Annotated in this window: 15 protein-coding genes and 2 pseudogenes; 9 read left to right on the forward strand and 8 right to left on the reverse strand. The window is 70.5% G+C overall.

What is annotated here, in order from left to right; translation table 11 throughout:
• The 4 genes and pseudogenes from FDA94_RS35820 to FDA94_RS35835 all read right to left on the reverse strand — a co-directional run.
• Positions 1-978: pseudogene (locus FDA94_RS35820) on the reverse strand (hypothetical protein); the annotation flags it as partial.
• Positions 979-985: 7 nt separating this feature from the next.
• Positions 986-2,569: an Hsp70 family protein gene (locus FDA94_RS35825; protein ID WP_137251476.1), complete on the reverse strand. Its 1,584-nt coding sequence runs from the start codon at positions 2,567-2,569 to the stop codon at positions 986-988.
• Positions 2,569-3,045, reverse strand: coding sequence for a nucleotide exchange factor GrpE (locus tag FDA94_RS35830; protein ID WP_137251477.1), 477 nt, complete (start codon positions 3,043-3,045; stop codon positions 2,569-2,571). Before FDA94_RS35830 ends, FDA94_RS35825 begins: the two co-directional genes overlap by 1 nt.
• 91 nt (positions 3,046-3,136) lie before the next feature.
• Positions 3,137-4,000, reverse strand: a complete 864-nt coding sequence (locus FDA94_RS35835; protein ID WP_137251478.1) for an alpha/beta hydrolase — start codon at positions 3,998-4,000, stop codon at positions 3,137-3,139.
• A gap of 55 nt (positions 4,001-4,055) precedes the next feature.
• Between FDA94_RS35835 and FDA94_RS35840 the strand changes: the two genes are divergently transcribed.
• From FDA94_RS35840 to FDA94_RS35850, 3 genes are all read left to right on the forward strand, one after another.
• On the forward strand, positions 4,056-4,748 hold the full coding sequence (locus tag FDA94_RS35840) for a type 1 glutamine amidotransferase (protein WP_246060339.1): 693 nt from the start codon (positions 4,056-4,058) through the stop codon (positions 4,746-4,748).
• A gap of 185 nt (positions 4,749-4,933) precedes the next feature.
• Positions 4,934-7,879, forward strand: a complete 2,946-nt coding sequence (locus FDA94_RS35845; RefSeq protein ID WP_137251501.1) for a bifunctional [glutamine synthetase] adenylyltransferase/[glutamine synthetase]-adenylyl-L-tyrosine phosphorylase — start codon at positions 4,934-4,936, stop codon at positions 7,877-7,879.
• A 46-nt stretch (positions 7,880-7,925) separates the two neighbouring features.
• The gene (locus FDA94_RS35850; protein ID WP_246060340.1) at positions 7,926-9,092 is read left to right on the forward strand and encodes a hypothetical protein; all 1,167 of its coding nucleotides are present in this window, start codon (positions 7,926-7,928) and stop codon (positions 9,090-9,092) included.
• On the opposite strand, the gene FDA94_RS35855 is transcribed toward FDA94_RS35850, so the two are convergent.
• Complete coding sequence (locus FDA94_RS35855) at positions 9,089-9,727, reverse strand: TetR/AcrR family transcriptional regulator (RefSeq protein ID WP_212735652.1); 639 nt, start codon at positions 9,725-9,727, stop codon at positions 9,089-9,091. The two genes, FDA94_RS35850 and FDA94_RS35855, sit on opposite strands and share 4 nt — an antisense overlap.
• Before the next feature lie 52 nt (positions 9,728-9,779).
• Between FDA94_RS35855 and FDA94_RS35860 the strand changes: the two genes are divergently transcribed.
• The 5 genes and pseudogenes from FDA94_RS35860 to FDA94_RS35880 all read left to right on the forward strand — a co-directional run.
• A complete protein-coding gene (locus FDA94_RS35860; protein ID WP_170991269.1) occupies positions 9,780-10,955 on the forward strand; it encodes a hemerythrin domain-containing protein in 1,176 nt (391 codons plus the stop codon).
• Entirely contained in the window at positions 10,952-11,251 is a 300-nt protein-coding gene (locus FDA94_RS35865) for a hypothetical protein (RefSeq protein ID WP_137251483.1), read from the forward strand. Before FDA94_RS35860 ends, FDA94_RS35865 begins: the two co-directional genes overlap by 4 nt.
• 212 nt (positions 11,252-11,463) lie before the next feature.
• A complete protein-coding gene (locus tag FDA94_RS40155; RefSeq protein ID WP_246060341.1) occupies positions 11,464-12,216 on the forward strand; it encodes an NUDIX domain-containing protein in 753 nt (250 codons plus the stop codon).
• A gap of 120 nt (positions 12,217-12,336) precedes the next feature.
• The gene (locus FDA94_RS35875) at positions 12,337-13,038 is read left to right on the forward strand and encodes an HAD family hydrolase (RefSeq protein WP_246060342.1); all 702 of its coding nucleotides are present in this window, start codon (positions 12,337-12,339) and stop codon (positions 13,036-13,038) included.
• An 18-nt stretch (positions 13,039-13,056) separates the two neighbouring features.
• A pseudogene (locus FDA94_RS35880) lies at positions 13,057-13,452 on the forward strand (YxiG-like protein); the annotation flags it as partial.
• Between the two features lie 126 nt (positions 13,453-13,578).
• Here FDA94_RS35880 and glnA read toward each other — a convergent pair.
• Positions 13,579-15,003, reverse strand: coding sequence for a type I glutamate--ammonia ligase (gene glnA / locus FDA94_RS35885; protein WP_061300799.1), 1,425 nt, complete (start codon positions 15,001-15,003; stop codon positions 13,579-13,581).
• A gap of 188 nt (positions 15,004-15,191) precedes the next feature.
• On the opposite strand from glnA, the gene FDA94_RS35890 reads away from it, so the two are divergent.
• Positions 15,192-15,644 (forward strand): RDD family protein, encoded by a 453-nt coding sequence (locus FDA94_RS35890; protein ID WP_137251485.1) that lies wholly within the window; start codon positions 15,192-15,194, stop codon positions 15,642-15,644.
• A 91-nt stretch (positions 15,645-15,735) separates the two neighbouring features.
• Here the strand turns inward: FDA94_RS35890 and FDA94_RS35895 are convergent, their stop codons facing one another.
• Together FDA94_RS35895 and FDA94_RS40160 are read right to left on the reverse strand one after the other, a co-directional pair.
• Positions 15,736-16,512: a class I SAM-dependent methyltransferase gene (locus FDA94_RS35895; protein WP_212735654.1), complete on the reverse strand. Its 777-nt coding sequence runs from the start codon at positions 16,510-16,512 to the stop codon at positions 15,736-15,738.
• Positions 16,509-17,186: a DUF4191 domain-containing protein gene (locus FDA94_RS40160; RefSeq protein ID WP_030450512.1), complete on the reverse strand. Its 678-nt coding sequence runs from the start codon at positions 17,184-17,186 to the stop codon at positions 16,509-16,511. The genes FDA94_RS35895 and FDA94_RS40160 overlap by 4 nt, the downstream gene beginning before the upstream one ends.
• Positions 17,187-17,273: the final 87 nt, after the last annotated feature.

The raw sequence follows: 17,273 nt of genomic DNA on the forward strand, positions 1-17,273 counted from the left end.
CAGCCGGGCCCGGATCTCGGCGGCCAGCTCGGCGGCGGGCCCGTCGAGGTCGGTCAGGGTCGCGGCCAGGTCGGCGGCGGCGTGGATCTCCCCGGCGTCGGCCAGCTCCCGCAGCCGCGCCTCCGGCCCGCCCGCGACCCCGGTCTCCTGCCGGACCGCGAACACCAGCCGCCGCGCCTCGCCCGATTCGAGCCCCAGGTCGTCGACGGCGTAGCGGAGCAGGGTGTCGTCGTAGGGGTGCTCGCGCACCCGTTCGCGCAGCCGGGTCACCAGGTCGAAGCGGATCAGCGCCGCCGGGTCGGACTTCAGCGCGGTCAGCAGGGTGTCGGCCGCCGTCGTCCACGGGCCGCGGGTCTTGCGCCGCCACTCGGCCTCCACCGCCGCGAGCGGCAGGCTCGATGGCCGCAGCACCCGATAGGGGCCCGCCTCGCCGAGCACGAAGGCGGCCAGGTGGCGCACCCGCAGCGTGTCGAGCGCCTCGCGGACCCGGTCGTAGGCCGCATAGGGCGAGCCGGGCGGCAGCGCCTCGGGCTCCTGGACGACGACCCCCAGCTCACGCGCGAGTGGCCGCAGGTCGCAGCCGGTCGACCGGGCGATGCCGTCGGCCACCTCCGGGGTGACCATCCGCAGCCGTCCGGCCGCGTCGTCGAGCCGCCGCCGGGCCTCGTCGAGCCGGGCCCGGTCGCGCTCCCCGGCCTCGGCCAGGGCGCCGCGCAGCGGCCCGAGGTCGCCGCCGGCCGCCGCGTCGAAGATGGGGGCCAGCCGGGCGTGGTCGGCTTCGAGCCGGTCGACGAGCCGCCGGAACTTCAGCTGGCCGCGCTGCCGCCGCCAGCACTGCCGCACGGCTTTGACGGTGTCGCCGACGTCGGCCAGGTCGCGGCCCAGGGCGTACCGGACCAACAGGTCGTCGGGCGGAGCGCCCGCGGCGCGGGCCGGGTCGAGCACCTCCCGCACGTAGCGGGCCTCGTCGAAGGGCATCGCGGGGTCAGCTGACCGTCAGGTGCGACAGGCTCGCCCGCGACTCGGCGACGTCCTCCTCCGTCATGCCGCCGATCTGCACGTTCAGGTCGAGCTGCTGTCCGGTCTCGTGCTCGCGCGCGGTCACGTGGAGCAGCCCGGAGGTGTCGAGGGTGAACGTCACCTCGATCGGGAACCCGGCCGGTTTGCCCGGTGGGATGGCCAGGTCGCCCTCGGCGATCCGGTTGTTGTCCTCGACCGCCTCCGACGCCTCGGCCCCGGCCTGCTCCATCACCTCGATGGCGACCCGGGTCTGGTAGTCGTCGAGGGTCGCGAACCCCTCGGTCACGTCGGCGGGCAGCGGGTCGTTGGCCTGCACCAGATGGGCGACGTACTCGCGGCGGGTGTTCACCGAGACGGCCTTGATGCCGAAGGCCCGCGAGGCGACCGTCTTGATCGTCCGCTCGGCGATGCGCTGCTGCTCGCCCGAGCTGAGGCCCGCGCGGGCGGCCATCTCCTCGGCCTGTTCGCGGGCTCCGCCCGCCAGCAGTCTCCGGTACGTCTCCTCGAAGGCGTAGAGGGCCGCGCCCTTGGCCACCGCGAGGTCGGGGTCCTGCAACCGGGGCTGCACTCCGAGCTCCTTGGCCAGCGTCTCGGCCACCGACGGCATCTTCGACGATCCGCCCACCAGGACCAGATGGTCGAACGACTCGACCCCCTTCGACCGGGCGGTCGACAGGGTCCGGCGGGTGATCTCGACCGTGCGGTCGAGCAGGTCGCGGGTGAGCCGCTCGAAGTCCTCGCGCGACACCTCGGCCTTGGCCACCCGGCCGTCGTGCATCACCCGGACCGTGTGCTTCGTGCGCGAGGTGAGCGACTTCTTCAGCTCCTCGGCGTCGCGGCGTAACTGCTGCTCGGTCTGCTTGTCGTCGAGCGGGTCGGTCACGTCGGGGTGCTCCAGCCGGAACCGCTCGGCCAGCAGCTCGACCAGGCGGTCGTCCCAGTCGGCGCCGCCGAGCTCGTGGTCGCCGTCGGTGCAGACGACCTCGATGTCGCCGTCGCGCAAGGTGATGACGGTGGTGTCGAAGGTGCCGCCGCCCAGGTCGTACACGAGGATCCGGCAGTCTTCGCCCGGGTTGAGCACGCCGTAGGTGATCGCGGCGGCGATCGGCTCGGAGATGATGTCGATCACGTTGAGCCCGGCGATCTGCCCCGCCTTGCGGGTCGCGTCGCGCTCGGCCGCGCCGAAATAGGCCGGGACGGTGATCACGACGTCCTCGACGCGGGAACCCGTGGCCATCTCGGCGTCGGCGGCCAGCTTCCGCAGCACGAAGGCCGAGATCTCCTCGGGCGTGTACGGCCGCCCGTGCATGGTCCGGGTGACGTCGAGGCCCATGTCGCGCTTGATCCGGCTGACCACCAGGTCGGGTTCGAGGACCGCGCTGTCCTTGGCGGTCTGGCCGACCACGACGTTCTCGGGCGTCTCGAAGAAGACCACCGAGGGGGTCGTGTCGGCGTCTTCGGCGTTGCGGTGGACCGTCGGCCGGCTCACGTCGTCGACGCTCGCGATGCAGGAGTAGGTGGTGCCCAGGTCGATGCCGTGCACGGCCATCAGTCGATCTCCTCTTTTCCTATGACGACCCCCGCTTTGCGCAGCACCCGCTCCCCGGAGCGGAACCCCTCGCTGACCACGCCCACCACCGTGTTCGGCGCACCCTCGGCGGTGCCGGCCGGCCGGTGGATCGCGGGATCGTAGGCGTCCCCCTCGGCCACCTCGATCCGGTCGGCGCCGGTCCGGGCCAGGACCTCGGCGACCTCCTCGGCGATGGCCTCCAGAAGGGCGCGCGAATGGCCCGGCTCCAGCCGGGCCGCCTCGCGGGTGACCGTGTCGTGGAGCCGGTAGAGGCCGTTGCGGACCGGGGCGAGCGCCTCCTGGAGCAGGCCGTGGCGCAGTTCCTGGTTCTCGGCGTGCAGCCGGTCGATGATCTGCTCGCGGTGGGCCGCGCGCTCGTGCTCCCGCCCGACCTCTTCCGTGAGCCGCGCCAGGGTCGCCGCGAGATCGGAGGTCAGGTCGTGCTCAGGAAGCATGCGAATCCCGTTCGCGTTGTGAATCTGCCTGGAAGAAGCCTGGCGCCAGCCACAGTTTCAGGAAATTTCCTGCGGCGCGCAACAGAAATGGCTATTGCCGTATATCTGTGAGGCGCTCGACCAGAACCCGCACACACCGCGGATCGAACGCGATCGTGTAGTGGTTGCAGTCGGGCACCACCTCGTCGCGCAGGTCCGGAAGCTCCGCGCGCCAGGCCTCCGCCAGGGGGTCGGGGAGCAGGCCCACCTCCTGGTTCAGCAGCCCGCGAGGCGCTCTGATCAGCGACAACGGGTGACCGATGGCGTGCAGGGCCGCGCCGATCTCGGCCGTCTCCGACAGCAGCCAGCGGCCGTCGGTCCGCACCGCCTCCTCGACCGCGCGCGACCTGACCCCGCCCTCGACGGGCAGGACGTCGTAGCGGACGTAGCGGTCGACGGCAGGGGACCAGTCCTGCAAGGCAGGGTGTTGTTGAAAAAAGGCGACATAAGAATCTTCATCGGGAAATATCTGGCTAAGTCGGGTGAGGGCCGGACCGAGCGTCGCCTCCAGCGTCTGGTCCACGTTCCGGCCGGGCGGCAGGGGGAGCGGCAGCCCGCCGTCGACCAGCACCGTCTTCGCGTAGGTCCGCTGGACGGAGTGCAGCACGGCCACATAGGCGCCCATCGAGTGGCCGGTCAGCACCGTCGTCTCGTCGGCGCCCAGGTGCTCGGCGACGCGTTCGACGTCGTCGGCGTGCGCCCGCAGCCCGAACGGGCCCGGCACGTCGCGGCTGTGGCCCCGGCCGCGCAGGTCCATCGCGGCCAGCGTCCAGCCGTCGGGGAGGGCCTCGCCGACGGCCGCCCAGGCCATCAGCGACGCGGTGATGCCGTGCACGGCGATGATCAGGTTGGGGCCGTCGCCGAACCGGGCCAGGCGCAGTTCGCCGCCGGGCACGGGGACGTTCTCTACGTACATCCCGCCATCCTGTCCCACGAACGCGCCTGTTTATGCTCGGGGGGTGAGTGCGCGCGTGACCGTGATCGAGCACGAGGCCGAAGCCGGTTTGGGCTATTTCGCCGGGTGGCTCGGTGACGTGGTGGTCTACCGGCCCTACCTGGGCGAAGCCGTACCGGAAGAGCCCGGAGACGGCCTGCTGGTCCTCGGTGGCGCGGCGTCGGCCTGGGACGACGAGAACCACCCGTGGCTGCCCGCCACGCGGGCGCTGCTGCGCACCGCGGTCGAGCGTGAGGTGCCGACGCTGGGCATCTGCCTGGGGGCCCAGCTCATGACGCTCGCATGTGGCGGCCAGGTCACGCGCGGCGGAAACGGGCTCGAAGTCGGGCTGGGCCAGATCGTGCCGGTGGCCGACGATCCGCTCTTCGCGCATCTGACCGGCCCGGTCCCGGCGATCCAGTACCACCAGGACGCGATGACGGTCCTTCCCGACGACGCCGTCCTGATCGCCACGGGCTCCCAGTATCCCCACCAGGCGTTTCGCATAGGGGCTGGTGCGTGGGGGGTGCAATTTCATCCGGAGGCCACTCCGGCCATTTTCGAGCAATGGACGACCGAATTGACAACACACCCCGCCGAAGAGTTGAACGAGCAGGTCAGCGCGGCGGAAGCTGGTCTGGTGGCCTCGTGGAGGCCGCTGGCCGAGGCGTTCGCGGCGGTCGTCGCGGAAAACGCGCGTAGTGGCTCGATTACGGTCCGAAACCACTAACGACGTCGCACAAGCCGTGGGGTTACCGTGTGCGAAAGTTTGCGACACGGCCATGAAACTGAGAAACGCGGGGTAACAGGTCAAGTGGTCGTGTCGCGAGGATTCCTCCTGGAAAAGGAAGACCATTGCGCATTGACGTCGCGGACATCGAGGCGGAGGAAGGACCGGTGAACGCCGCGTTCCGGATGCAGACCACCGCCGGGCGCCTGGCCCGTCTCGGATTCGCCGATGGCGCCAGGGCCGAACGGCTGCTGGACGCGCTCGGGCCCGAGGCCGTCGCCGACTTCGACCTCCTCGACGATCTGGTCTCCGCCGCCGACCCCGACCTGGCCCTGACCTCGCTGAGCCGGCTGGTCGAGCGCGACCCGAGCGTGCTGGGCGCGCTCCGCGCCGACCCCGGCCTGCGCCGCCGCCTGCTGCGGGTGCTCGGCCTGAGCGCCGCCCTCGGCGACCACGTGGTCCGCCACCCCGAACACGTCACCGGCCCCGACCCCGAAGAGCCGCTCAGCCACCGCGAGGAGCTGCTGTTCGCCGTCGGAGCCGATCCGTCGCTGCCCGAGCCGGTCGCGTCGGGCGAGAACGCCCTCGACGCCCTGCGCGCCTCCTACCGGGGCCGCCTGCTCCACCTGGCCGGGCTCGACGTCACCGGCGTGCTGACCCTGGCCGAGATCGCCGCCGAGCTGTCCGACCTGGCCGCCGCCGCCCTCGACGCCGCCCTCGCGATCGCCCGCGCCGAGACCCCCGGCTGGGAGCAGGCCCGCCTGGCCGTCATCGGCATGGGCAAGTGCGGCGCCCGCGAGCTCAACTACATCTCCGACGTCGACGTCGTCTTCGTGGCCGAGCCGAAGGAGGGCGTCGACGAGGCGCTCGCCCTGAAGTCGGCGACCAAGCTGGCCCAGGCCATGATGCGGGCCTGCTCGACCAGCACCCCCGAGGGCTCGCTGTGGGAGGTCGACGCCGGGCTGCGCCCCGAGGGCAAGATGGGCCCGCTGGTCCGCACCCTCGACAGCCACCTGACCTACTACCGCCGCTGGGCCAAGACCTGGGAGTTCCAGGCCCTGCTGAAGGCGCGGCCGGTCGCCGGCGACATGGAACTCGGCGAAGAGTACGTCGAGCTCGTCAACGACATGGTGTGGGAGGCCGCGGCCCGCGAGAACTTCGTCGAGGACGTGCAGGCCATGCGGCGCCGGGTCGAGGCGCACGTACGGGTCTCGGAGGCCGAGCGGCAGATCAAGCTCGGGCCGGGCGGGCTGCGCGACATCGAGTTCGCGGTGCAGCTCCTCCAGCTCGTGCACGGCCGGACCGACCCGCTGCTGCGCCGCAAGGCCACGCTGCCCGCGCTGGCCGCCCTGTCGCGCGGCGGCTACGTCGGGCGCGACGACGCCAAGGCGCTGGCCGAGGCCTACTCGTTCCTGCGCCACGTCGAGCACCTGCTCCAGCTCCACCGGCTGCGCCGCACCCACGTCGTGCCGTCCGACAGCGCCGACCTGCGGCGGATCGGCCGGGGCCTGGGCATGCTGACCGACCCGGTCGGCGAGTTCACCACGACCTGGAAGCGCCACGCGCTCGAAGTGCGGCGGCTGCACGAGAAGCTCTTCTACCGCCCGCTGCTCCAGGCCGCCGCGCGGCTGCCCTCCGAGGAGGCCCGCCTGTCGACCTCGGCCGCCCACGTACGGCTGGAGGCGCTCGGCTACGCCGACCCGTCCGGGGCCCTGCGCCACATCAGCGCGCTGACCAGCGGCGTCTCCCGGCGCGCGGCCATCCAGCGGACGCTGCTGCCGGTCATGCTCGGCTGGTTCGCCGACGCCCCCGACCCCGACGCCGGCCTGCTCGGCTTCCGCCAGATCAGCGACAAGCTCGGCTCGACCCCCTGGTACCTGCGGATGCTCCGCGACGAGACGGCCGTGGCCGAACGCCTGGCCCGCCTGCTCGGGACCTCGCGCTACGTCACGACCCTGTTGCTGCACTCACCCGACGCGGTGGCCATGCTCGGCTCGGCCTCCGACCTGGCCGTACGCCCGGTCGAGGCCCTGCACGCCGAGGCCAACGCGGCCGTCGCCCGCTACGGGCAGGACGCCGAGTCGTCGGTCGCGGCGGTCCGCGCTCTGCGTCGGCGCGAGCTGTTCCGGGTGGCCTGCGCCGACCTCGGCGGCCATCTCGACATCGAGGGCGTCGGGCAGGCGCTGTCGGAGCTCAACGACGCGACCGTCGAGGGCGCGCTCAACGCGGCCGTCCGGAAGGTGACCGAGGAACGGCGGGGCGAGTTCCCGACCCGGATCGCGGTCATCGCGATGGGGCGGCTGGGGGGCTTCGAGTGCTCGTACAGCAGCGACGCCGACGTCATGTTCGTGCACGCCCCCAATCCGGGGGCGGAGGAGAAGGACGCCACCGACGCGGCCCACGCGGTCGCCGAGGAACTGCGCCGCCTGCTGATCCTCCCGACGCCGGAGCCGCCGCTGGCCGTCGACGCGGGCCTGCGCCCCGAAGGCCGCCAGGGCCCGCTGGTCCGCACGATCTCCTCCTACCGCGCCTACTACGAGCGCTGGTCGTCGCCGTGGGAGGCCCAGGCGCTCCTGCGGGCCCGCTTCTGCGCCGGCGACTTCGACCTCGGCACCGAGTTCATGGCGCTGATCGACCCGCTGCGCTACCGCGAAGAGGGCCTGGCCCCCGACGCCCTGCTGCAGATCCGCAAGCTCAAGGCCCGGATGGAGGCCGAACGCCTCCCGCGCGGCGCCGACCCGACCCTCCACACGAAGCTGGGCCGGGGCGGCCTGTCCGACGTGGAGTGGGTGGCCCAGCTCCTGCAGCTGCGCCACGCCGGGATGGTCCCGGCCCTGCGCACCACCCGCACCCTCGACACGTTGCGCTCGGCGGTCGGCGAGGGACTGCTGGACGCGACGGACGAGCAGACCCTGGCCGACGCGTGGCGCTTCGCCTCCCGCGTCCGCGACGCGATCATGCTGGTCAAGGGCCGCTCGGCCGACTCGATCCCCGGCCTGGTGCGGGAACGGGCGCTCGTCTCCCGGGCCCTGGGCTACCCGCCGGACGGGTCGGAGGACTTCATCGACGACTACCGGCGCACCACGCGGCGGGCGAGGGCCGTGGTCGAACGCGTCTTCTACGAAGGGTGATCAACCGGTTGCGGTGGTGCCTTGAGGGGTGTATCACGGTCCAGTGGTGTCGTACTACGTAGATCTGGCCATCGGGCTGGTGCTGGCGTTCCTGCTCTTGTCCCTGCTGGTCAGCGGGCTGAACGAGGGCGTCGTCCGATTATTGGGCATCCGGAGCAAGTTCCTGTGGGCCTACCTGCGCGACACCCTCGACGGCGGCGAGCAGATCCAGCGGGTGAACGGGTTCGTCCGCTGGCTCGACCGCCGCGCGCGCGGGGTCACCGCGCTGGGCCGCCGCTTCCGCAGCACCCTCGCCGACCTCCTCCCGCCACTCCGCAACTCCACCAGGTCACGCCTGCCGGCGACCGTCCTGGGCGTCTTCATCAAGCTCCCCTTCGGCAAAGACCCCCGCCCGAAGTTCAGCCCCAGCCCCGCACCCGTCGACATCGCCCCCGCCACCGCCGAGCAGGCCCCCGCCCACCAGGGCGAACCCTTCACCGACCTGCTCCACGAGCGGCTGCAGGAGATCGACGAGGCCCGCCAGGGCAAGACCTCGATCGCCGAGATCCCCCCGTCCCGCTTCAGCGTCGCCCTGCTGGAGATCGCCAGCGAACGCGGCGGCGTCGACGGCCTGCTGGCCGAACTGAAGCGCCTCGACTCCCCGCTCTACCGCCCGCTGGCCGGCCTGTGGAAGACCGGGGTCGACCTGGAGACCTTCCGCAAGGGCGTCGAAGAGTGGTTCGACGGCGAGATGGAACGGCTGACGGTCCTCTACCGCCGTTATGTGCGCGTGGCGGTCGGCATGCTGTCGCTGCTGGTGACGCTGCTGTTCAGCATGGACAGCCTGGAATACGGCAAGACCCTGCTCAACGACGGCGCCTACCGCTCGGCCATCGCCGCCTTCGCCGAACAGGGCGAAGAGGCCCTGGCCCCGATCAAAGACCAGTGCGCCCCGGGCGCCGACACCTACGAGTGCGTGACCGAGGTGCTGAGCACCCCGGCCTTCGTCAAGATCTTCACCCACGCTCCGGTCAGCGTCGAGATCCCGGGCACGGGCACCCCGGTGTGGAAGTGGGGCGGCGGCGACTGGTGGGACCGTCTCAGGAGCCCGAGCCACTGGCCGGGCTTCCTGCTGACGCTGGTGGCCCTGCTGTTCGGCTCGTCGTTCTGGTGGGACATGCTCCGCCGCATCACGGGCCTGAAGTCGAAGGCCACGAACACCTCCCAGGGCTAGTCGAGCAGCGTCCGTTCGAGCACGGTGGTCACCCAGTCGGCCCACCGTTCCACGCCCCACCCCCGGTCGACCATCAGCGACTGGATCGCCGGTGTGCTGAACAGCGCCCAGATCACGTCGGCCGCCTCCGCCGTCGGCACACGCAGCCCTGGCTCCAACGACTCGGCGATCTTCGTCATGTCGATCAACCGGCGTTGCTCATAGGTCTGGTACGCCGCCGCGATCTCCGCGTCGCCCCCCGCCGCCACGTGGAAGGCGTGCATGAGCGGCAGGGCCTGTGGCATGCCCTCGACCACCACGTCGCGGAAGCGGCGCAGGGCCGTTCGCGCGTCGGGGGACTCCAGGACCTCGCGGAGCGGGGCGCGTTCGATCACCGGGACGGGGGCGTCGTCGCCGGCGAGGGTGCGGTCGACGGCGGCGAGCAGCAGTGAGGCCTTGCCGCCCTGGCCGTAGACCGTCTCCACCGACACCCCGGCGCGGGCGGCGACGTCTTTCATGGTCGTCGCGGCGTAGCCCTTCTCGACGAAGCACGTGGTCGCGGCCTCGATCACGGCCGCGTGGGTGCGCCGGGCCTGTTCTTCGCGCAGGGGCGAGCGGTAGCGCCTTGACGGGTCGGGTTTTTTGGCTACAGTCATCATGTATCCAATCAAGTTCGACTGGTTCGAATACTGTAGCAAAGGAGACGTCATGGCGGCCACGACGACCGAACCGCCCCAGGTCCTGCGTCCGGAGGGGAGCGTGTCGCGGGTCATCGCGGCCGATCCGTTACGCCTCTACGAATGGGTGGCCGACGTCACCCGTACACCCGAGTGGAGCCCCGAGACCCGGCGGTGCGACTGGCTCGGCGACGGGCGCGGGGTGGGCGCGCGGTTCGCGGGTCTCAACGTGTACGGCTTCTGGCGCTGGACCCGCGAGTGCGAGGTCGTCGCCGCCGACCCCGGACGCGAGTTCGCGTTCCGCACCGTCCCCGAGGGCAAGATCACCGACTCGACGATCTGGAGCTACCGCTTCGAGCCCGTCGACGGCGGCACCCGGGTCACCCACGGCTACGAGATGGTGCGGCGCATGACGCTCGGTCAGCAGCGCGCGGCCGCCCTGATCATGCCCCGCCACCGCGACCGCCGCCCCGACATGGCCCGCTCGCTCGACCGCATGGCCGACCTCGCCGAGGGCCGCGCCGACGCCTGCCAGCCGTTCCTGGGCCAGGCCCACACGGCGGAGGGCCCCATCCCTCTCGGCACCATGTACGTGATGCACCACGCCTTCCGGCGAGACCTGCGCGACCTGTCCCGTGCGGTGCCCGCCACCCCGCTCACCGACCACGAGGTCTGGGCCGCCCTCGCCCGCCGCTGGACCGCCTTCGCCACCACCCTGCACCACCACCACACCATCGAGGACACCTCGATCTGGCCCCGCGTCCGGGAACGCGCCGACGTGGCCGCGACGATGGCCGCGATGGAGGCGGAGCACGACCTGATCGACCCGCTGCTCGACAAGTGCGCCGAGGGCTTCCGGGGGATGACCCTGATCCCCGACAACCGCACCCGCGAGAACCTGGCCGCCGACGTCGCCCGCTTCCGTCAGATGCTCGAAGACCACCTCGCCCACGAGGAGACCGAGGCGCTGCCCCTCATCCAGCGCCACCTGTCGCTCGCGGCCTGGCAGGACAGCGAGAAGGCCGCGCAGGCGGAGTTCAAGTTCGCCGACCTCGCCTTCGCGCTGCCGTGGACGGCGCTGGAGGTCCCCCCGGAGACGTTCCGCATGGCCCTCGCCGACGGCGGGCCGATCCTCCGGCTGCTCCTGGCGCTGACCCGCCCCCGCTTCATGCGCGATCACCGCGTCGCGTTCAGGTGGGCGTCGTGAAGCGCCTGCTGACCGCTCCAGCCACTGTCGCGCTCGTCCTCGGCGCGTTCGCCACCCCGGCCGCCGCGGCCCCCTCGGGCTGTACGGGCCGCCACGAGTACAAGACCTACATCGTCGCCTGCACGACGGGCGACGGCGCCTACCGGGCCTGGATCACCTGCATGTCCTTCGCCGGCCCCGGCGGGATGGTCTGGCGCTCCACCACATACGGCCCGTGGGCCGCGCCCGGCCCCGGCTCGAACTCGGCGGCGACGTGCGGGGGCACGCCGCTCACGGCCGGCACTCAGTTCGGCTGAGCGCGCACCTCGGCGTACACGTTGACCAGCAGCTCCCGGAACGACCGGTACCCCGCCTCCCATTCGCCGTCGGGGGTGACGATCTCGGGGTCGAGCAGGACGACCTGCCCCTTGTTTCAGTCGGAGACATGGAGCGTGGCGGCCAGGCATTCGGACCGGAAACGGAGCGTGCAGTCCTGCTCCCACCCGCTCATTCCGGCACCCTGGTGACCGTGACCGACAAAGCGTCGCCCCCGAGCGACCTCACCTGGCAGCAGCTGGCCGGTCTGGTGGACTGGCTCGACCGGTCGACCCCCGACGGCCCGGAACGCCCCCTCCTGCGCGTTCTCAAGATCACCGAGGAGGCGGGCGAGGCCGCCGAGGCCGTGATCGGCCTGCTGGGCCACAACCCCCGCAAGGGCCGCACCCACACCCGTCAGGACGTCGTGGACGAACTGTGCGACGTCGCCCTCAGCGCCCTGATCGCGCTCGCCTCCTTCGGCGACGACCCACGGGGGGACTACGAGGCCCACGTGGCGAAGGTCGCCGCACGGGCCGGGGTGACGGTCCGGCCACGGCCGCCGAGGTTCCCCGTCTCCGTCAAGGGCGTCGTCGTCCGCGACGACCGCGTCCTGCTGCTCCGCAACGAACGGGACGAATGGGAGCTCCCCGGCGGCCGGCTCGAACTCGGTGAGGACCCGGTCGGCTGCCTGGGCCGGGAGATCAGGGAGGAGACCGGCTGGGAGGTCGAGGTCGGTCCCATCCTCGACTCGTGGCAGTACCACGTCTTCGAGGGCGCCGACGTCCTGATCGTCACCTACGGCGTCACGGTCGGCGACGGCCGGCGACCGGTCCTCAGCCACGAACACCGGGAGATCGGCCTGTTCACCGAGCCCGAAGTCGCCGCCCTCCGCATGCCGGAGAACTACAAGCGCTCGATCGCCGCCTGGTTCGCCCGGAAAGACGAAAGGCCGCGGCCGTCGTGAAAGGTGACGATCAGAGCGCGAACTTGCCACCTGCACGGATCGGATCCACGTCCTCGGTGATCGTCTTAAGGTGGAGATTCGTTCTGGCCTGGGTGACTTTGGACTGATCGGAGCTTGCCGGTGATCAGAGGTGTGATGTTCGACTTCTCCGGGACGTTGCTTCGCATCGAATCCACGGAACAGTGGCTGAGGGGCGTTCTCGGTGAGGCGGCTTGCACGATCGAGGAGTCTGAGATCACCGCATGCGCCGACCGCCTGACCGTGGCCGGAGCACTGCCTGGCGGGCCGCCGCCTCGTGAGGTGCCTCGGCATCTGCTCGACCTGTGGCGTACCCGCGATCTGACCGCTGAGCACCATCGCGCGGCCTACACCGCTTTGGCGCGCGAAGCCCGGCTCCCGGACGACGCCCTGGCCGAGGCCCTGTACGACCGGTCCTGTCATCCGGTCGCCTGGCAGCCCTACCCCGACGCCGAACAGACCCTCCGGCAGCTACGGCGTCGTGGCGTGTCCACAGCTGTCGTCAGCAACATCGGCTGGGACCTGCGCCCCGTCTTCGACTTCCACGGCCTGGCTCCGTACGTCGACGTGTTCCTGCTGTCCTACGAGATCGGGATCGAGAAGCCCGACCCGCGAATCTTCCGCACCGCCTGCGACAAACTCGATCTGCCGCCCACCGACGTCCTCATGGTGGGAGACGATCGCGTGACCGACACCGGCGCCGCCGCCCTCGGCTGCCCCGTCCACCTCGTCGACCACCTGCCGGTAGATGAACGACCAGACTCCCTGGCCCGGATTCTCGACATGATCACGCCCGAAGGCTGAGCCGAAGTTCGCACCTGCCAGCTCGTGATCCACGCGACCGCCGACCCGCGAAGCGGGAGCACGCAGACGACGCTGCGCTACCTGTTCCGCCACTGCGTGCAGGCCGACTGCACCACCACCGTCCCGGCCGACATATGGCGCGAGTCCCTCGATGACCGGCTCATCACTTACCAGACCGGCGTCGACCTCGACGGATACGTCTGGGGCGTCGACTGGCAGCTGCTCTATCCCGGGGCCACGCTCGTCACCGACTCGCCGACCGCCCAGCGCTGGGCCGCAGCCGTCGGCATCGACTTCCACGAGGTCCGGATCCAGACCAACGCCCACGATCTGACCCTGGTCTTCTCCGACCTGAAGATCGAAGAACTCCCGTCAGAATGGCAGGGACCCGGCCACAAGCTGCCGATTCGATAGGCGTCGGAGGTCGCACGGGTCCTGAGGTCTGACATCGGCGGAGCTTGAGAGGTCCGATGCGACATACGGAAGCCCGTGGCAAGGCACAGAACCTTGCCACGGGCTTCCGAACGTCAAGATCGTCGATCACACGTCGTAGTAGAGCTCGAACTCGTGCGGGTGCGGGCGCAGCCGGATCGGGTCGATCTCGTTCTCGCGCTTGTACGCGATCCACGTCTCGATCAGGTCAGGCGTGAACACGCCACCCTCGAGCAGGTAGTCGTGGTCGGCCTCAAGCGCGTCGAGCACCTCAGGCAGAGACCCCGGAACCTGCGGAACCGAACGGGCCTCCTCCGGCGGAAGCTCGTAGAGGTCCTTGTCGACCGGCTCCGGCGGCTCGATCTTGTTGCGGATGCCGTCGATGCCGGCCATCAGCATGGCCGCGAACGCGAAGTACGGGTTGCACGACGGGTCGGGCACCCGGAACTCGATGCGCTTGGCCTTGGGGTTCGACCCGGTGATCGGGATGCGGACGCACGCCGACCGGTTGCGCTGCGAGTAGACCAGGTTCACCGGCGCCTCGTAGCCCGGCACGAGACGGTGGTAGCTGTTCACCGTCGGGTTCGTGAAGGCCAGCAGCGACGGCGCGTGCTTCAGGAGCCCGCCGATGTAGTAGCGCGCGATGTCGGACAGGCCCGCGTAGCCGACCTCGTCGTAGAACAGCGGCTCGCCGTCCTTCCACAGCGACTGGTGGCAGTGCATGCCCGAGCCGTTGTCGCCGAAGATGGGCTTCGGCATGAAGGTGACCGTGTGGCCGAACTCGAGGGCCGTGCTCTTGATGATGTACTTGTACAGCATCAGCTTGTCGGCGGTCTTGAGCAGCGTGCCGAAACGGAAGTCGATCTCGGCCTGGCCGGCGGTGCCGACCTCGTGGTGCTGCATCTCGGTCTCGATGCCCGAGTCGATCAGCCGGCGGACCATCTCCGACCGCAGGTCGGTGAAGTGGTCCATCGGCGGGACCGGGAAGTAGCCGCCCTTGTAGCGCGGCTTGTAGCCCAGGTTGCCGCCCTCGGTCGCGGTGCCGGTGTTCCAGGCGCCCTCGATCGAGTCGATGTAGTAGAACGACGAATGCTGGTTGGTCTGGAAGCGCACGTCGTCGAAGATGTAGAACTCGGCCTCGGGGCCGAAGTAGACCGTGTCGGCGATGCCGGTGCCCTTGAGGTACTCCTCGGCCTTGCGCGCCACGTTACGCGGGTCGCGGCTGTACGCCTCGCCGGTCAGCGGGTCGTGCACGAAGAAGTTGATGTTGAGCGTCTTGTGCTGGCGGAACGGGTCGATCACAGCCGTCGACGGGTCGGGCAGCAGCAGCATGTCCGACTCGTGGATGGCCTGGAAACCTCGGATGGACGACCCGTCGAACATGAGGCCGTCGGAGAAGACATTCGGGCCGAAGTTCTCGACGGGGAAAGTGAAGTGGTGAGTCGTCCCCGGCAGGTCGGTGAACCTGACGTCAACGAACTGCACGCCTTCGTCCCGGATGTACGACAGGACGTCGTCGGCGGAGTTAAACACTCTCGAACCTCCCAGGGGCACTGGCTTAGCAGACTGAAAGTAGGACTGTGCCGTTACCGTCGGGTGTCTCGTTTGTTTCACACGTGTTAATGGGAAGCACGCTGTCGAAACCTGACCGCAGGGTGTAACTACCGGCGTCGCCGCAGGTCATCGTGACGACCGAATAGAGCGGCCATTACTCTGGAGTCATGAGCAAAGAGCCCCGCTGGACGCAGACCTGGTTGAGCGGCACGCCCGCCGTTCAAGACTATCCGGGACAGCGGCTGGGCCTGCCTGAGCAGGGTAAAGGTTCGATTGCCCGATTCGTCAGGCGCCTTGGGGCGCTGCTCATCGACTGGCTCATCTGCGCGTGGGCGATCAGCCAGGGGCTCCTCCGGCTGACCGGCACCGACGCCGCCCTGGTCACCATCGGCATTCTCGCCCTCGAATACATCCTGCTCGTCGGCACGATGGGCATGACCTTCGGCATGCGCCTGGTCAACATCAGGGTCGCCACCCTCGACGGCGGCCAGCCGTCGGCGAAGGCGGTGCTGATCCGCACGGTCCTGCTCATCCTGGCGGTCCCGGCCCTGATCTTCGACAAAGACCAGCGCGGGCTGCACGACCGCTTCGCCGGCACCGTCGTCGTCCGGGAGAAGTAAAAGCTTCCGGTCCGTTACGGCTCCGCCCACCCCGGCCCCGACCGAAGCTCCCGGCCGGGCGCCGCATCCGGCGCCGACCGGCCGCGCGGGTTCAGGGGGAGACGACCCGGAAGATCACGGTTCCCGGGAAGTGCCGGCCACGGAGGGGACTCCAGCCGCCCCACACGCGGTCGTGTCCCTCGGGCCACGAAGGCTCGATGAGCTCGTCGAGCCGCAGCCCCGCCCCCGTGATCGCGGCGACCCAGTCGCCCATCGTGCGGTGGTGTTCCACGTAGGTCACCTCGCCCGCCTCGTTCCGCTCCAGGTAGGGCGTGCGGTCGAAGTAGGAGCGGTCGCTGGTCAGGCCCCCGGGGCCCGGGTCGTCGGGGAAGGCCCACCGGATCGGGTGGGACACGGCGAAGACGAACTGTCCGCCCGGCTTCAGCACCCGGGCGACCTCGCGCAGCGCCCCGGCCGCGTCGGCGACGAACGGCATGGCCCCGAAGGCCGAGCAGGCCAGGTCGAAGGTGTCGGCGAGGAAGGGGATCTTCTCGGCGTCGGCCTGCACGACCGGCAGGGTCGTACCGAGATCGAGGTCGATGCGGCGGGAGTGCTGCAACTGCCGGTGCGAGACGTCGAAGGCCGCCACCGAGGCGCCCCGGGCGGCGAGGTGGCGGCCGCACTGGCCCGCGCCGCAGCCGACCTCCAGGATCGACAGGCCGCGCACATCGCCCAGCAGGCCCGCCTCGGCCTCGTCGAGCCCTTCGGGGCACCAGACGAACCCGTCGTCACGCAGGAACGCGCCGTGCTCGGCCTGGTAGTCGTCGGCCGCGGAGTCCCAGTAGCCCCGGTTGGCCCGGGATGAGATCGGACTGTCCGGGATGGTCACCGGGGGCGGACGCCCTTCGGCAGCCGCGCGCCCTTGGGCAGCGGACCCTTCGGCATCGGGATCGACGGGGTCAGCGCGCGCATGCGGTTGTTGACCTCGGAGACGGCCGGCTTCTTCAGGTTGCGCGGCAGCTTCATCAGGTGGCGCTGCAGCTTGGCCAGCGGAACCTGACCCTCGCCGTCGCCGCACTGCACGTCGTAGACCGGCACGTCGATGGCGACCCGCTGGACCCGCTTCTTCTCGGCCACCAGCATCTTCTGGACGCGGGTGCCGGGGCCCTCGGAGACGAGGATCACGCCGGGGTAGCCGACGAGGCGGAAGACGAGGTCCTGCTCACGGTTGACCGCGACCGGCTTCTCCTCGACCATCCAGTTGCCGCGCATGCCCTGCAGGATCGCGTAGACCGCGCCGGGCTGGCCGTCGAGCAGCGAGTACTGCGCGCGCTGCGCGAACCGGCCGAACAGCAGCATGCCGGCCAGCAGCGCGACCGGGATGCCGAGGATCAGCACATACCAGAACGCGCCGGTCAGCAGGCCGATGACCACCGCCAGCGCGATCACCGCGACGACCGTCGCGTATACGATCGGCATCCCCTTGGGGTTGGCCTTCTTGATGATCTGAGCGACCATCCGGAGTTGCTTGATGCGGCCTGGGTTCGCCGAGTCCTTCGCCATGCCCTGAAGGATACAAATCCCGGGCTCCAATCGTGAAAACGAGAAGCGAGACGCGGACGGCCGCAGGCCGGCTGTGGCTCGCGCGAT

The organism is Herbidospora galbida, from assembly GCF_005233835.1.
Classification (GTDB): Bacteria; Actinomycetota; Actinomycetes; order Streptosporangiales; family Streptosporangiaceae; genus Herbidospora; species Herbidospora galbida.

Bases quoted from the DNA above. Each gene is read 5' to 3' on its own strand.
- FDA94_RS35825 (WP_137251476.1), bottom strand. From the start codon at position 2,569: ATGGCCGTGCACGGCATCGACCTGGGCACCACCTACTCCTGCATCGCG.
- FDA94_RS35830 (WP_137251477.1), bottom strand. From the start codon at position 3,045: ATGCTTCCTGAGCACGACCTGACCTCCGATCTCGCGGCGACCCTGGCG.
- FDA94_RS35835 (WP_137251478.1), bottom strand. From the start codon at position 4,000: ATGTACGTAGAGAACGTCCCCGTGCCCGGCGGCGAACTGCGCCTGGCC.
- FDA94_RS35845 (WP_137251501.1), top strand. From the start codon at position 4,934: ATGCAGACCACCGCCGGGCGCCTGGCCCGTCTCGGATTCGCCGATGGC.
- FDA94_RS35855 (WP_212735652.1), bottom strand. From the start codon at position 9,727: ATGACTGTAGCCAAAAAACCCGACCCGTCAAGGCGCTACCGCTCGCCC.
- FDA94_RS35860 (WP_170991269.1), top strand. From the start codon at position 9,780: ATGGCGGCCACGACGACCGAACCGCCCCAGGTCCTGCGTCCGGAGGGG.
- FDA94_RS35890 (WP_137251485.1), top strand. From the start codon at position 15,192: ATGAGCAAAGAGCCCCGCTGGACGCAGACCTGGTTGAGCGGCACGCCC.
- FDA94_RS40160 (WP_030450512.1), bottom strand. From the start codon at position 17,186: ATGGCGAAGGACTCGGCGAACCCAGGCCGCATCAAGCAACTCCGGATG.